Origin of the sequence: Streptomyces sp. NBC_01451 (genome assembly GCF_036227485.1) — a bacterium.
Classification (GTDB): domain Bacteria; phylum Actinomycetota; class Actinomycetes; order Streptomycetales; family Streptomycetaceae; genus Streptomyces.
On the sequence record NZ_CP109479.1, the window covers coordinates 8228729 to 8243714 of the forward strand.

Below are 14986 nucleotides of genomic sequence, written 5' to 3' on the forward strand. Positions count from 1 at the left end.
AGGGGGCGAAGGCTCGTGGCCTCCGCCCCCGACCGCCCTCCGGGTGCGCCTACTTGATCGCCCTGATCAGCTCACCGTTGGGGGTGTCGCCGCTCAGCTCCCAGAAGAACGTGCCGCCCAGCCCCTGCTGGTTCTTGTACGCCATCTTCGTCCCGATGGTCGCCGGGGTGTCGTAACTCCACCAGTCGCTCCCGCACTTGGCGTACGCCGTCCCGCCGACGGTGCCGGTCGCGGGGCACGTGGACTTCAGCACCTTGTAGTCCTCGAAGCCCGCCTCGTACGTACCCGCCGCCGGACCGGTCGCCGTGCCGCCGGGCGCCGACTGCGTGACGCCGGTCCAGCCGCGCCCGTAGAAGCCGATGCCGAGCAGTAGCTTCGAGGCCGGGATGCCGAGCCCCTTGAGCTTCGCGATGGTCGCCGAGGTGTAGTAACCCGCCTGCGGGATACCGGAGTACGAGTTCAACGCCGAGTGCGGTGCCGTCGGACCGGTAGCCGCCCAGGCGCCGAAGTAGTCGTACGTCATCGGGTTGTACCAGTCGACGTACTTGGCCGCGCCCGCGTAGTCCGCCGCGTCGATCTTGCCGCCGTCCGTGGCGTCGGCCGTGATCGCCGCCGTGACCAGGTTGCCGGAGCCGAACTTCGCCCGCAGCGCCGCCATCACGTTCCTGAAGGCCGCCCTGCCGCTGGTGTCGCAGGTGTTGCCGCAGGCGTTCGGGTACTCCCAGTCGATGTCGATGCCGTCGAACACGTCGGCCCACTTGGAGTTCTCGACCAGGTCGTAGCAGGACTTGGCGAACGCGGCCGGGTTCTGCGCGGCCTCACCGAAACCGCTCGACCAGGTCCAACCCCCGAACGACCAGAGGACCTTGAGGTTCGGATGCTTCCTCTTCAGCTCGCGGAGCTGGTTGAAGTTGCCGCGCAGCGGCTGGCCCGCGGTGTCGGCGACCCCGTCCACCGACTCGGCGGCGGTGTACGCCCGGCCGGTCGCCGCATCGGCGTCGCCCATCGCGCACTTGCCGCCGGTGACGTTGCCGAAGGCGTAGTTGATGTGGGTCAGCCGGGCGGCCGAACCGGACGTCTGGATGTTCTTGACGTAGTACTTGCGGTCGTACGTGCCCCATTCGGTGAAGTAACCGACGACCTTGGAGCCGGCGGCCTTGGGGACGGGCTGCGCGGTGGCCTTCAAGGCCGACTGGGCGGCGGTCGCGGTGCCCGCGCCGGCCAGGAGCCCGGCGCCGAGAACGGCACAACACGCGGTGGACACAAGCGCCTTGAAACGAATGCGGGGGAGATGCGGTCGGTGCATCGAGGAGTCTCCTCGGGAGGGAGGGGAGCGTGGGGGAGGTGGTGTCAGGAACCGAGGGCACAGTAAGAGGACTAGACCAGTGCGGTCAATGGTTCGGACCAATTCCCGGCCGAGTCCGCCGCGCCGAGGTGTGATCGAATAAACGCTCGTTAACCAGTGACGGCATGCCGCCGATCGGGCATACTCGCAGCTCCACAGCCGTTCGCCGACCGCTTCCGCGACCCGGAAGGGCCAGCATCGGCCGTGACCAGTGAGACCGGCGGACGCCACCCTACTCAGGCGCGCGTGTGCCGTCGCGCCCGACAGGGAGGAGAGCGTCGACATGCCCGACCACGCCCCGCAGCCGGTGGACCGTCAACTGCCCACGGACGAGGCCCGGGACCTGATCTCGCTCGTCCGTGACATCGCCGGGCGCGAGATCGCCCCGAAGGCGGCCGAGGAGGAGGAAGCCGGCCGCTTCCCGCGCGAAGTCTTCACCCTCCTCTCGGAGTCGGGGCTGCTCGGCCTCCCGTACTCCTCCGACCACGGCGGCGGCGACCAGCCCTACGAGGTCTACCTCCAGGTCCTCGAAGAGCTCGCCGCGGCCCGTCTCACCGTCGGACTCGGCGCCAGCGTGCACACGCTGTCCTGTCACGCCCTCGCGAGCTACGGCACCAAAGAACAACAGGCCGAACACCTCCCCGCGATGCTCGGCGGCGGCCTCCTCGGCGCGTACTGCCTCTCCGAACCCGCGTCCGGCTCCGACGCCGCCTCCCTGAGCACGAAGGCCGTCCGGGACGGCGACGAATGGGTGCTCACCGGCACCAAGGCGTGGATCACGCACGGCGGCATCGCCGACTTCTACACGGTCATGGCACGCACCGGTGAGGAGGGCCCGCGAGGAATCACCGCTTTCCTCGCCCCCGGCGACGCGGCGGGACTGGGCGCCGCCGCGCCGGAACGGAAGATGGGCCTCAAGGGCTCACCGACCGCGCAGGTCAACTTCGACGGGGTCCGGCTGGGCGCCGGCCGACGCATCGGCGAGGAGGGCCAGGGCTTCGCGATCGCACTGTCCGCGCTCGACTCCGGACGCCTCGGCATCGCGGCCTGCGCAATCGGCCTGGCCCAGGCGGCACTCGACGAGGCGGTGGCCTACGCGACCGGACGTCGGCAGTTCGGGCGGCCGATCTCCGACTTCCAGGGGCTGCGCTTCCTGCTCGCCGACATGGCCACCCAGATCGAGGCGGGCCGGGCGCTGTACCTCGCGGCGGCACGGCTGCGCGACGCGGGCCGGCCGTTCGCCAAGCAGGCCGCCATGGCCAAACTCCTGTGCACCGACACGGCGATGAAGGTGACGACCGACGCGGTCCAGGTGCTCGGCGGCTACGGCTACACCGCGGACTTCCCCGTGGAGCGCTACATGCGCGAAGCCAAGGTCCTGCAGATCGTCGAGGGCACCAACCAGATCCAGCGGATGGTCATCGCCCGTCACCTGGCTGGCCCGGAGACGCGCTGAACGGGTCGATCACGATCCCGAGCCCGAGCGGCGGCGCCGCGAGCCGGACCCACTCCGAGTCGTAGCGCCCCGGCAGGGTGCGGCCGGCGTCGGCCCAGGTGCGCAGCAGGGCGCGGTAGATCGGCGGGTCCGGCGGTGCCGGTGGGTTCGGCCGGCTCTGGGTCGACAGACCCCGCGGAACCGATTCTGCCGGGCCGGAGTCGTAGAACTGGCGCTGGCGCCCCTGCGCCGCGTACATGGGGGTCGTCATGCCAGGGCAACGCGGTGACGGTCGATCAGGTCACCGCGCGCCGGATTCGGCCCTGCGTTCGCGACGGCACACGCGCGCACCGGACCCGCACCACGGCAGCCTGCGTGCCATGGTGTAGGGACAGCCAGGAGGTTCGAGCGGATGCGCTCAGGCGGCGTAGCGCCGCAGCACGGGCACCCGGATCGGGCGTGAGGCCGGGCCGCCGACGTGCGAGAAGGGCTGGGTCCGCCAGTCGAGCCCCTGAGGGAGCGTCAACAGCAGGGCGGTGTGCTGCTCCTGGAGGTCCGCGGACTCGTCCGCGGACCTGGCGTCGGCCGCCGCGCGGCCCGTACCGGCGCAGACCGTGAGCCCGAACGGGTTCCACGGTGAGGCGCACAGGGCGTGCTCCGGCAGGATCTCCTCGTCCGCGAGCAGCGCGATGGGCTGGGTGCAGTCCGGGCAGATGACCCGGAACATCTCGAAGGTGTCGTAATCGTCGACTTCCTCGATGTCGAGCGCGTCGGGTTCGACGCCCTCCGGCTCGGACTCGACGACCAACTGGGGCCTCTTGGGCGCGGTGCGACCAGGGCGCTTAAGACTCTGCATGGGTAACTCCCCCTCGGGCTGGGCCGACCAGGCAACTGCGGCCTCGGCCACAGCAAGCACTTCCCGCCCCGTCTCGGCGGTAATCACGAGACCATCACGGAGCACGTTCGAGGGCTGTGGCGTTCGTCACATGCCGTTCGCAGGTGCCCGTGGCGATGCTTTTGTCCCTCGTCCGGCCCACGGGGCACCCTCGGCCACATCACGAACAGGGCATGACCTGCACCGCTCAGGTATCGGAGGAGATCAACCGCACTGTAGGTTCTGCGCCATGGAGGAGCTGGACCGACAGATCGTGCAGCTGCTCGTCAAGGACGGGCGGATGAGTTACACCGACCTGGGCAAGGCCACGGGCCTGTCCACGTCTGCCGTGCATCAGCGGGTGCGCCGACTGGAACAGCGCGGCGTCATCCGCGGCTATGCCGCAGTCGTCGACCCGGAGGCCGTGGGGCTGCCCCTGACGGCCTTCATCTCGGTGAAACCCTTCGACCCCAGCGCCCCGGACGACATCGCGGAACGCCTCCGGGACGTCCCGGAGCTGGAGGCGTGCCACAGCGTGGCGGGCGAGGAGAACTACATCCTCAAGGTCCGCGTCGCCACCCCCCACGAGCTGGAGGAGCTGCTGGCCAGGGTGCGCACCCTCGCGGGCGTCTCGACCCGCACGACGGTGGTCCTGTCGACACCGTACGAGGCGAGACCGCCGAAGATCTGACGCCGTGCCCGGCTGCGGGCAGTCGTTCCGCCGGGGCGACGGGGGAGGGCGGGCACGGTCACCGGGCGCGGGGCACCGGGTCAAACGGGCCCCAGGTGCGGCGCCGGGGAGGACGGGCGGGAAACTGGCCCCATGAGTGAACGCCCCGCCCCCGCCGAAACCGTCCTTCTCCGCGGCGGAGAGGTCCACAGCCCCGCCGACCCCTTCGCGACCGCGATGCTCGTCGAGCGCGGACACATCGCCTGGGTCGGCACGGAAGGCGCCGCGGACGCCTTCACCGGCGCGGCGGACGAGGTGATCGACCTCGACGGCGCCCTGGTCACCCCGGCGTTCACCGACGCACACGTGCACACCACCGCCACCGGCCTCGCCCTCACCGGCCTCGACCTGTCCGACGCCCCCTCCCTCGACGCGGCCCTCACCCTCGTACGCGCGTTCGCCGCCGCCCGCCCCGCCGACCGCGTCCTCCTCGGGCACGGCTGGGACGCCGCCCGCTGGCCCGGCGGCCGTCCGCCGACCCGCGCCGAGCTGGACGAGGCCACCGGTGGACGCCCGCTCTATCTCAGCCGCATCGACGTCCACTCGGCGGTCGTCACGACGGCACTCCTCGACCTGGTACGGGGCGACACCGGCCGCTCCGACGCCCCGCTGACCGGCGACGCCCACCACACGGTCCGGGCCGCCGCCCTGGGCGCGGTCACCCCGGCACAGCGCACGGAGGCCCAGCGGGCCGCCCTCGCACGTGCCGCCTCGCTCGGCATCGGCTCCGTCCACGAGTGCGCCGGGCCGGAGATCTCCTCGGAGGACGACTTCACCGGGCTGCTGCGCCTCGCCGCCGAGGAGCCGGGGCCGCGCGTCGTCGGCTACTGGGCGGAACAGGGCGAACAGGGGATCGAGAGGGCACGCGCCCTGGGCGCGATCGGCGCCGCCGGTGACCTGTTCGTCGACGGCGCCCTCGGCTCGCACACCGCCTGCCTGCACGAGCCGTACAGCGACGGGGCCGGCCACACGGGCACCGCCTACCTGGACACCGATGCCGTCGCCGCCCATGTCGTCGCCTGCACCGAGGCGGGCCTCCAGGCGGGCTTCCACGCCATCGGGGACGCCGCCGTGACCTCCGTGGTCGAGGGCGTGCGCGCAGCCGCCGGGAAGGTCGGCCTGGCCCGTGTCCGAGCCGCCCGGCACCGTGTCGAGCATGCCGAGATGCTCAGCCCCGAGACCATCGCCGGCTTCGCCGAGCTGGGCCTCACCGCCTCCGTGCAACCCGCCTTCGACGCCCTGTGGGGCGGCGAGGACGGCATGTACGCGCAGCGACTGGGCGCCGACCGCGCGCGGGCCCTGAACCCCTTCGCGGCCCTCCTGAAGGCCGGCGTACCGCTCGCCCTGGGCTCCGACAGCCCCGTCACCCCGCTCGACCCCTGGGGCACGGTCCGCGCCGCCGCCTTCCACCGCACCCTGGAGCACCGCATCTCGGTCCGCGCGGCGTTCACTGCCCATACCCGCGGCGGCTGGCGGGCCGTCGGCCGCGACGACGCGGGCGTCCTGGTGCCGGGCGCGCCCGCGGACTATGCCCTCTGGCGTACCGACGCCCTCGTGGTCCAGGCCCCCGACGACCGGGTCGCCCGCTGGTCCACCGATCCCCGCTCCGGCACCCCGGGCCTGCCCGACCTCACTCCGGGCGCCGACCTTCCCGTATGCCTGCGCACGGTGGTGGGCGGACGGACGGTGTTCGTACGGCCGGGCGAGTGATCTCCCGGGGTGGCGCGGTACGCATCGGTGGCCGAAACGCCGTCGCGCGACCTGCGCATCCTCGGCGCTGACCAGGCGGTTGAGAAAAGAACCGCAGCTCAGGCAGCTGTTGACAGCCGACGGCAGCAGGCCGGTAGGTTCGGCCGGGTCCACCACCGGACGCCCGACCGCGGAACCTCCGCGCAGTCGCCGCAGCGCCGCTGGGTCAGGGGTGGTGTGCCGCACCGGCGCACCACCACTGGCAGCCAGGCTCAGCGCCCGCGCCGCGGCGACGGAACGTTCCACCCGGTCGGCAAGGTGTGACCCGGGTGGGGCCCGGACGTCCAGTAGACAACGGCTTTCGGTCGACCCGCAGCCAGCGGGTCCCAGGTCGGCCCGAAGGGCGCCGGGCCCCGATCCGCAGCGTGCGCAAGGTGACGAAGCGGACCCCCTTACCCGGCTCTTGCCGAATAGACACCCCCGTACGCACGTGCTGACACGTCGGCGCAGGCTGCGGCCACTATGGTGGACCTCTGCGTACGGACTTGAAGGGGCAGCAGTGAACGACGGCGACGGGACCCTCGCGGCGGAAGCCCAGGGGCGGCGGTTCGGCCCGCTCGGCACGGCCTTGGCGATCATTCCGACCTACAACGAGGCGGAGAACATCAAGAAGATCGTCGGCCGGGTGCGCGAGGCGGTCCCTGAGGTCCACGTTCTCGTGGCGGACGACAACAGTCCCGACGGCACCGGCAAGCTCGCCGACGAGCTGGCCGCCGAGGACGACCAGGTCCAGGTCCTCCACCGCAAGGGCAAGGAAGGCCTCGGCGCCGCCTACCTCGCGGGCTTCCAGTGGGGCATGGACAACGGCTACGGCGTCCTGATCGAGATGGACGCCGACGGCTCCCACCAGCCCGAGGAACTGCCCCGCCTGCTGACCGCCCTCAAGGGCGCGGACCTGGTGCTCGGCTCCCGCTGGGTGCCCGGCGGCCGGGTGGTCAACTGGCCCAAGTCCCGCGAGTTCATCTCCCGCGGCGGCAGCCTCTACTCCCGGGTCCTGCTCGACGTACCCATCCGGGACGTCACCGGCGGCTACCGGGCCTTCCGCCGTGAGACCCTCGAAGGCCTCGGCCTCGACGAGGTCGCCTCCCAGGGGTACTGCTTCCAGGTCGACCTGGCCCGTCGCGCGATCCGGGCCGGCTATCACGTGGTCGAGGTGCCCATCACCTTCGTCGAGCGCGAGCACGGCGACTCCAAGATGAGCCGCGACATCCTGATCGAGGCGCTGTGGCGGGTCACGACGTGGGGCGTGGGCGAGCGGGTGAACCGGGCCCGCGGCAGGACGAGGAAGCCCTAGCGGCGACCCGTCCCGGGTGTGCCCGTACGACTTCACAGATTCTGTTGATCGTCCTCTTATCCTGTGCTGAGCCCGGCCCAGGCACACTGGACGTATGACGACTGGCGCACCGACCCCCACCTACCCCGCCCGGCCGCGGCGTTCCCGGCTGCGCACGTTCCTGCCGCTGGGCATCGCCGCCTGGCTGGTGCTGGAGATCTGGCTGCTGACCATGGTCGCCGGCGCGGCCAGCGGCTTCGCGGTCTTCCTGCTCCTGATCGCCGGTTTCGTGCTCGGCTCGGTGGTCATCAAGCGGGCGGGCCGCCGGGCCTTCCGCAATCTCACCCGGACACTGCAACAGCAGCAGGGCGGCATGCCGGCGGAGGGCGCGGCCCGCCCCGGCGGCAGCGAGGGCAACGGCCTGCTGATGCTCGGCGGTCTGCTGCTGATGCTGCCCGGCCTGGTCTCGGACGCGGTGGGCCTGCTCCTGCTGGTCCCCCCGGTGCAGAAGGCGATCAGCCGCTACGCGGAACGCACCTTCGAACGCAAACTGAGGGAGGCGACCCCGGGCACCCTGGGAGACGCCTTCCAGCAGGCGAGGATCCGCCGCCCGGACGGCAAGGTGGTCCAGGGCGAGGTCATTCGCGAGGACGGGACGGGCGGCACCGCGGGGCAGCGGCGCCCGCCGCTGACCGGCTGACGCCCGGCTCTCCGCACGCGACAGGCCCGCGCCGCTACGGCGCGGGCCTGTCGCGTTTCACTCACCGGGGCCCTGGCCGCAGACCCCGGAAAACGCAAAACCGCAGGCACCGTACGTCGAATTCACGTACGGCACCCGCGGTGTCACGCGTTCGCTGTATGCCGCCCAGTCCCGGAGGGACTACGCGGACTTGCGGCTGTCCCGCGGATGTACCGCGATGTTCATCGCTCCGGAGCGGAGTACGGCCAGTCGCTCCTCAAGGACCTCTTCGAGTTCCTCTCGGGTGCGCCGCTCCATCAGCATGTCCCAATGCGTACGCGCGGGCTTGGCCTTCTTCTCCTCAGGGCCGTCGCCGTCCACGAGGAGTGCCTGGGCCCCGCAGACCTTGCACTCCCACTCCGGCGGGATCTCCGCCTCGACCGAGAAGGGCATCTCAAACCGATGCCCCTTCTCGCATGCGTACTCCACGGCCTGGCGCGGGGCCAGGTCGATGCCGCGGTCCGTCTCGTAGCTGGTCACCACGAGGCGCGTGCCGCGAAGAGCTCGCTCACTCATGAATCGTGCCTCCCGGGCTTGTCGCCCACAGGACAGGTGTCGCTGTCGTCGTCATCCGGTCAACGTCCGGTCGGCGGTAAAGATTCCCGTCCCGTGTCCCGTTTCGGGGTTATGCGTCGCCGTCGTAGCTGTCCCTTGTTGTACCCACCAGTGCCCGGTTTGTCACATCTGCAAGCAGATATCACGCAGCGTTTCGTCATCTTTGACGCGCAGTAACGGTACGCCTGGCAGGCCAACGGCGTACACTACCGCTCTTTTGCCGCCGATGCTAAATCCTTTCGGGAACGGGATTGCCCGCGTCGCGGATCGCCCGCGCCACCGGGACCCGGGCCAGCAGCACGAACCCGATCACGAAGAAGGCCACGAGCGAGATGATCGCGTCCCGGTAGCTTCCGGTCAGCTGGTAGGTGATCCCGAACAGCAGCGGGCCGAGCCAGCTCATACCGCGGTCGCTCATCTCGTAGGCCGAGAAGTACTCGGCCTCTTTGCCGGGCGGCACCAGATGCGAGAACAGCGACCGGGACAGTGCCTGGCTGCCGCCGAGGACCAGGCCGATACCGGCGGCCAGCACGAAGAACCACGCCGGTGCGCCGGCCGGCAGGAAGTACCCCGCCGCCAGTGTCACCGTCCACGCCACCAGCGAGCCGAGAATCGTCCGCTTGGCCCCGTACACGCGGGCCAGTCGGCCCATCCCCAGTGCTCCCGCCACCGCCAGTACCTGCACCAGCAGCACCGCCCCGATGAGGGTGGACTGACCGAGCCCGAGCTCCTCCGAGCCGTACACCGAGGCCTGGGAGATCACGGTCTGGATGCCGTCGTTGTAGACGAGGTAGGCGAGCAGGAAGGCGAGGGTGAGCGGGTGGCGGCGCATGTCGCGGACCGTCGCCACGAGCTGCCGAAGGCCGGGGGAGGTGGCTCCCTTGACGGCACTCTCCTCCTTGGCGGCCCGACGGTCGCGGAGTCTGCGCAGCGGTACGAGGGTGAAGGCGCCCCACCACAGACCCGCCGAGGCCAGACAGATCCGGACGGCCATGCCCTCCGAGAGGCCGAAGGAGTCGTGGGCCGTGTACAGCACCAGGTTGACGACGAGGACCAGTGAGCCCGCCGCGTAGCCGAACGCCCAGCCGCGCGAGGAGACCGCGTCGCGCTCCTCCACCGTGGCGATCTGGGGGAGGTAGGAGTTGTAGAGCATCATCGACACGGACTGGGCCGCGTTGGCGACGATCAGCAGCAGCCCGCCGAGCAGATACCGGTCGCCGTCGAGGAAGAACATGCCGACCGTCGCCGTGGCGCCCACGTAGGCGGCGGCTGCCAGGAGCGGTTTCTTGCGGCCGGAGCGGTCGGCTGCGGCGCCCACCAGGGGCATGACCAGCACGGCCACGATGACCGACAGGGACACCGAGTACGCGAAGAACGAACCGGCGCGGACCGGTATGCCCAGCGGATGCACGAACCCGTCCGCGTCCGACGCCTCCTCGGCGACCGACGTCAGATAGGGGCCCAGGAACACGGTGAGAACGCTCGTCGAGTAGACGGAGCACGCCCAGTCGTAGAAGTACCAGCCGCGCTGCTCGCGGCGGCGCCCGGCGGCCTCGTCGGCCGTCTCGTCCCGCACGGTGTCGGTGTCCACCCGTGCCCCTCGCTTTCCCCGTGAAGCGGTGCGCACGGGGAGTCAGAACCAGGTGCCCCGGTCCTCCAGAACCTTGCGCAACGTGTCGATGTGATCGGTCATGATGCCATCGACTCCCAGGTCCAGGAGCCGGTGCATGTGATCGGGATCGTTGACCGTCCACACGTGGACGTGCAGCCCGCGCGCGTGGGCGGTGCGCACGAAGCTCCGGTCGACCACCGGTATGCCCGACTGCTCCTGAGGGACCTGCGCGGCGACCGCGGACCGGCGCACCCCCACGGGCAGGCCCCAGGAGCGCAGCCGCAGGTTGAGGACGCCCCGGACGCCGTACGACGTCGCCAGGCGCGGACCGGCGAGCCGCTGGGCGCGCGCCACACGCGCCTCGGAGAAGGAACCGACGCAGATCCGGTCCCAGGAGTCGGTGCGCTCGATCAGGTCCAGGAGCGGGCGCAGCGCCGGCTCGGCCTTGACGTCGACGTTCCAGCGCGCCTCGGGGAAGGCTTCGAGCAGGTCTTCGAAGAGGGGTACCGGTTCGCTGCCCGCCACGCGCGCGTGCTGTACGTCGGACCAGGGGAGGTCCGCGATCAGGCCGCCGCCGTCCGTCACCCGGTCCAGTGTCGGGTCGTGGAAGGCGACGAGCTTTCCGTCCGCCGTGCGGTGCACGTCGGTCTCCAGGTAGCGGTAACCCGTCTCGACCGCCCGCCGGAACTGGAACATCGTGTTCTCCAGCCCGTCCGCCGCCCCGCCCCGGTGGGCGAAGGGGATCGGGCCGGGATGGTCGAGGTAGGGATGACGTATCCGCGTGGTCACGGTCGCAGTATCACCTCTTCCGGTTGACCGGCGGCAACGGCCGTGCTGCCGCCCGATGCCGCGGGGACGGCGAACACGCGCAGGAACAGCTGCGCCAGTGGTCCGATCGCCACCGCGTACAGGACCGTGCCGATTCCCACCGTGCCGCCCAGGGCGAAGCCCGTCGCCACCACGGCCACCTCGATCGCCGTACGGACGAGCCGGATCGAGCGGCCGGTGAGCCGGTGCAGGCCGGTCATCAGGCCGTCGCGCGGACCTGGGCCGAAGTTCGCCGCGATGTACAGGCCGGTGGCCACCCCGTTGAGGACGATGCCCGCCACCAGGAGGGGGACGCGGGCGGTGAGGACATGCGCGTCGGGGACCAGGGCGAGGGTGCCGTCCATGGCGAGGCCGACGACGAAGACGTTCGAGACCGTGCCGAGGCCCGGACGCTGCCGCAGCGGTATCCACAGGAGCAGTACGGCGGCTCCCACGAAGATCGACACGACGCCGATAGTCAGCCCGGTCAGCTCGGCCAGTCCCTGGTGGAGCACTCCCCAGGGCTCCAGACCGAGGCCCGACTCGACGAGCAGGGCCGAGCTGGCGCCGTACAGCGCGAGACCGGCGTAGAGCTGGATCAACCGTCGGCCCAGCCGGTCCGGCGCTGACAATGACCTCACGAGCTGCCCCCTGTAGTGGTAGTGGCCTGGCACATGACACCCTGTGGCTTGGGATTGGATCCCATCCATGGCCAATTCGGGGAAGGTGGACTGATCTGCATGGTGCAGTGGACTTCGGCGGTGGGTACCGCGCAACTCGCCCGGCTGCTCACCTCGCAGCAGGACCGCCCCGCGGGTCCCGGGACCCGTCGCCCACCCGCCTACCGCGCACTGGCCGACGGCATCCGTCTGCTGGTTCTCGAGGGCCGGGTGCCGGTCGCCGCCCGGCTGCCCGCCGAACGTGAACTGGCCCTCGCCCTCTCCGTCAGCCGCACCACGGTCGCCGCCGCCTACGAGGCGCTGCGCGCCGAGGGCTTCATGGAGTCCCGGCGCGGTGCGGGCAGCTGGACCGCTGTACCCGCGGGTAACCCACTTCCCGCGCGCGGGCTCGAACCGCTGCCCCCCGAGGCGCTCGGCTCGGTGATCGACCTCGGTACGGCGGCCCTGCCCGCGCCCGAGCCCTGGCTCACCCGCGCCGTCCAGGGCGCCCTGGAGGAACTGCCTCCGTACGCGCACACGCACGGCGACTACCCGGCCGGACTGCCCGCGCTGCGCGCGATGATCGCCGAGCGGTACACCGCGCGCGGGATCCCCACCATGCCCGAACAGATCATGGTGACGACCGGTGCGATGGGCGCCATAGACGCGATCTGCCACCTGTTCGCCGGCCGGGGCGAGCGCATCGCCGTGGAGTCGCCCTCGTACGCCAACATCCTGCAGCTGATGCGGGAGGCGGGTGCCCGGCTCGTGCCCGTCGCGATGGCGGAGGGGCTCGCCGGCTGGGACCTGGACCGCTGGCGCCAGGTGCTGCGCGAGGCCGCGCCCCGGATCGCGTACGTCGTCGCCGACTTCCACAACCCCACCGGCGCGCTCGCCGACGACGACCAGCGACGGCAACTGGTCGAGGCGGCCCGCTCGGCGGGGACGGTGCTCGTCGCCGACGAGACGATGACCGAGCTGTGGCTGGACCCGGATGTCGAGATGCCACGGCAGGTGTGCGGCTTCGACCCGGCCGGGTCGACGGTCATCACCGTGGGTTCCGCCAGCAAGGCCTTCTGGGCCGGGCTGCGCATCGGCTGGGTGCGGGCGGCTCCGGACGTGATCCGCAGCCTCGTCGCCGCGCGTGCCTACGCGGACCTGGGCACACCCGTGCTCGAACAACTGGCCATCAACTGGCTGCTGAGCACCGGTGGCTGGGAGCAGGCCGTCGCGATGCGGCGCGAACAGGCCAGGGACAACAGGGACGCGCTGGTCGCGGCCGTACGACGGGAGCTGCCGGACTGGGAGTTCACGGTGCCCAGGGGTGGGCTCACACTGTGGGTCCGCACGGGCGGGCTGTCGGGGTCACGGATCGCCGAGGCGGGGGAACGCGTGGGGGTGCGGGTGCCCTCGGGGCCGCGGTTCGGGGTCGACGGCGCCTTCGAGGGGTATGTGCGGCTGCCGTTCACCGTGGGAGGAGCGGTGGCCGACGAAGCGGCCGTCCGGTTGGCCGCCGCGGCGAGGATCGTGGTGAGCGGGGGGTCGGCGGGCGCCGAGTCCCCCCGTACTTTCGTGGCTTGAGTGGCTTGAGTGGCTTGAGTGGCTTGAGCGGTATGCGGGGCAGAGGCCGGGGCCGGGGGCGCGGCTGGGCCGCCGGTTCCTAGGACACCGGCTCCTGTTCCTGTTTCACGAGTACCTGGGCCGACCGCGGCGGCAGCAGCTCCAGTACCGCCTGGCGCTGTACGTCGCTCGTCGCGTCGTCGTGGGGGTCCGGGGTGGCCGGGACCTGGAGGCGGTGGACCGGGCCCGTGCCCAGGCGGGCGTAGCCGCGGCCCGGGGGCATGACCGGGACCGGTGTGGTGTGCGGGGGCGCGCCCAGGACCGCTTCCAGTTGGGTGGAGGGCACGGGGCCGAGGACGACACGCGCGCGTGTGTGCTGTCGTACGGCGTCGCTCAGCGCGTCCGCGCTGTCGAACTGTTCCGCCACGACGACGGTGACGTTCGCCGCCCGGCCGTGCCGCAGGGGGACCTGGAGCATGGACTGGGGGTCGGGGTGGCCGTCGGCGGCGGCCACGTGGGCGAGGGCCGCGGGGCGGTCGAGAAGGAGCCAGAGCGGGCGTCGGATGTCGTCCGGGAGCGGCTGGCCGGCCTGGCGGGCGTGGTTGGCCGCGATCAGCCGGCGTTCCGTCTCCTGGCTCGCCCATTCGAGGCTCGCCACGGCACCGGACGCCGTGCATTCGACGGCCAGTACGCCGTCCCGGCCGGTCAGGCACGCGTACTCGCCGGTGCCGCTGCCGTCGACGATCAGGACGTCGCCGTACTGGAGGGCCTGGAGGGCGATCGAGCGCAGGAGTGTCGTGGTGCCGCTGCCCGGCTCGCCCATCACCAGGAGGTGGGGTTCTGTGGAGCGAGGCCCCGTGCGCCAGACGACCGGCGGGACGTCACGCCGCTCCTCACCGTGGCTGAGGGGGAGCGTGCGCTGTACCTGGGTGGGGTCCGTGAAGCCGAGCACCGTCTCGCCCGGGGACGTGACGAAGCGCTGCGCGGCGATGTCGGTGGGCAACGGTGGCAGGACGGTGACGGTGAGCTGGTTGCCCTCCTCGTCCCACTCGAAGTGGTACTCGCGACCCCGGCCCGATTTGGCGTGCAGCAACTGCTCGATCCGCGCGCGGGAGCCGGCCTCGCCGTCGGTGAAGTACGCCGGGTAACGGACCACCAGCTGCGAGATACGGCCGTCGCCGTCGAACTCGTACGTGGGGAAGGACTTCTCCCAGTCCCCGCCGTGGGTGTAGAGGGGAGCGGGGTCGTCGGGGGTCGAGAAATAGGGGACCAGCGCGTCGTACAGGGACTGGAGGCGCTGGGTCTGGGACTCGTCGGGGCCCTCGGGCTCCGCCGGGGCGCGGTCGCGGCCGTGCCAGGCCGCTGCCGCCATCACCGAGATGACGGCGAGCAGCGGGCCGTACGGCACCAGGGCCACGACCAGAACCACCGAGGCCACCAGGAACAGCAGTGGCCCGCGCTTGTCCTTGGGCGTGTCCGCCCACTTGCGCCGCCCGGCCGCGGCCAGCCGGCGAAGACCCCGGCTGATCGTGATCAGCGGGTGGAGGACGTCCGTGGCGCTGTCTGCAGCGGTCCGGGCCAGCTCCCGGCTCCGGGCGATCTGTGCGGTGCCGTTGCTCAGGATGCGGGGGAGGGGGCGCCGGGCCAC

Annotated in this window: 14 protein-coding genes; 6 read left to right on the forward strand and 8 right to left on the reverse strand. The window is 71.6% G+C overall.

All coding sequences use genetic code 11. The annotated features are described in order from the left end of the window. Positions 1–49: 49 nt before the first annotated feature. On the reverse strand, positions 50–1306 hold the full coding sequence (locus tag OG595_RS36185; RefSeq protein ID WP_329279541.1) for a glycoside hydrolase family 18 protein: 1257 nt from the start codon (positions 1304–1306) through the stop codon (positions 50–52). A 322-nt stretch (positions 1307–1628) separates the two neighbouring features. Here OG595_RS36185 and OG595_RS36190 point away from each other — a divergent pair, with 322 nt between their 5' ends. Beyond that, positions 1629–2801 (forward strand): acyl-CoA dehydrogenase family protein, encoded by a 1173-nt coding sequence (locus OG595_RS36190; RefSeq protein ID WP_329279543.1) that lies wholly within the window; start codon positions 1629–1631, stop codon positions 2799–2801. Here OG595_RS36190 and OG595_RS36195 read toward each other — a convergent pair. After that, positions 2764–3051: a hypothetical protein gene (locus OG595_RS36195; protein WP_329279545.1), complete on the reverse strand. Its 288-nt coding sequence runs from the start codon at positions 3049–3051 to the stop codon at positions 2764–2766. The genes OG595_RS36190 and OG595_RS36195 overlap by 38 nt on opposite strands. Before the next feature lie 147 nt (positions 3052–3198). Then, positions 3199–3636, reverse strand: a complete 438-nt coding sequence (locus OG595_RS36200) for a hypothetical protein (protein ID WP_329279547.1) — start codon at positions 3634–3636, stop codon at positions 3199–3201. Positions 3637–3904: 268 nt separating this feature from the next. On the opposite strand from OG595_RS36200, the gene OG595_RS36205 reads away from it, so the two are divergent. The 4 genes from OG595_RS36205 to fxsA all read left to right on the forward strand — a co-directional run bounded on the left by OG595_RS36205 (position 3905) and on the right by fxsA (position 8106). Beyond that, on the forward strand, positions 3905–4345 hold the full coding sequence (locus OG595_RS36205) for an Lrp/AsnC family transcriptional regulator (RefSeq protein ID WP_006374301.1): 441 nt from the start codon (positions 3905–3907) through the stop codon (positions 4343–4345). A 132-nt stretch (positions 4346–4477) separates the two neighbouring features. Then, entirely contained in the window at positions 4478–6094 is a 1617-nt protein-coding gene (locus OG595_RS36210; RefSeq protein WP_329279550.1) for an amidohydrolase, read from the forward strand. A 538-nt stretch (positions 6095–6632) separates the two neighbouring features. Further along, a complete protein-coding gene (locus OG595_RS36215) occupies positions 6633–7427 on the forward strand; it encodes a polyprenol monophosphomannose synthase (RefSeq protein ID WP_329279552.1) in 795 nt (264 codons plus the stop codon). 94 nt (positions 7428–7521) lie between these two features. Then, a complete protein-coding gene (fxsA, locus tag OG595_RS36220; RefSeq protein ID WP_329279554.1) occupies positions 7522–8106 on the forward strand; it encodes an FxsA family membrane protein in 585 nt (194 codons plus the stop codon). A 180-nt stretch (positions 8107–8286) separates the two neighbouring features. On the opposite strand, the gene OG595_RS36225 is transcribed toward fxsA, so the two are convergent. From OG595_RS36225 to yczE, 4 genes are all read right to left on the reverse strand, one after another. Then, a complete protein-coding gene (locus tag OG595_RS36225; RefSeq protein WP_003977404.1) occupies positions 8287–8661 on the reverse strand; it encodes an RNA polymerase-binding protein RbpA in 375 nt (124 codons plus the stop codon). 268 nt (positions 8662–8929) lie between these two features. Beyond that, positions 8930–10291, reverse strand: a complete 1362-nt coding sequence (locus tag OG595_RS36230; RefSeq protein WP_329279556.1) for an MFS transporter — start codon at positions 10289–10291, stop codon at positions 8930–8932. Between the two features lie 42 nt (positions 10292–10333). Further along, a complete protein-coding gene (locus OG595_RS36235; protein ID WP_329279558.1) occupies positions 10334–11101 on the reverse strand; it encodes a glycerophosphodiester phosphodiesterase in 768 nt (255 codons plus the stop codon). Further along, on the reverse strand, positions 11098–11751 hold the full coding sequence (gene yczE, locus OG595_RS36240; RefSeq protein ID WP_329283479.1) for a membrane protein YczE: 654 nt from the start codon (positions 11749–11751) through the stop codon (positions 11098–11100). The genes OG595_RS36235 and yczE overlap by 4 nt, the downstream gene beginning before the upstream one ends. A gap of 108 nt (positions 11752–11859) precedes the next feature. Between yczE and OG595_RS36245 the strand changes: the two genes are divergently transcribed. Then, a complete protein-coding gene (locus OG595_RS36245) occupies positions 11860–13359 on the forward strand; it encodes an SCO1417 family MocR-like transcription factor (RefSeq protein WP_329279560.1) in 1500 nt (499 codons plus the stop codon). A gap of 79 nt (positions 13360–13438) precedes the next feature. On the opposite strand, the gene OG595_RS36250 is transcribed toward OG595_RS36245, so the two are convergent. After that, on the reverse strand, positions 13439–14986 hold the full coding sequence (locus OG595_RS36250; protein ID WP_329279562.1) for an ATP-binding protein: 1548 nt from the start codon (positions 14984–14986) through the stop codon (positions 13439–13441).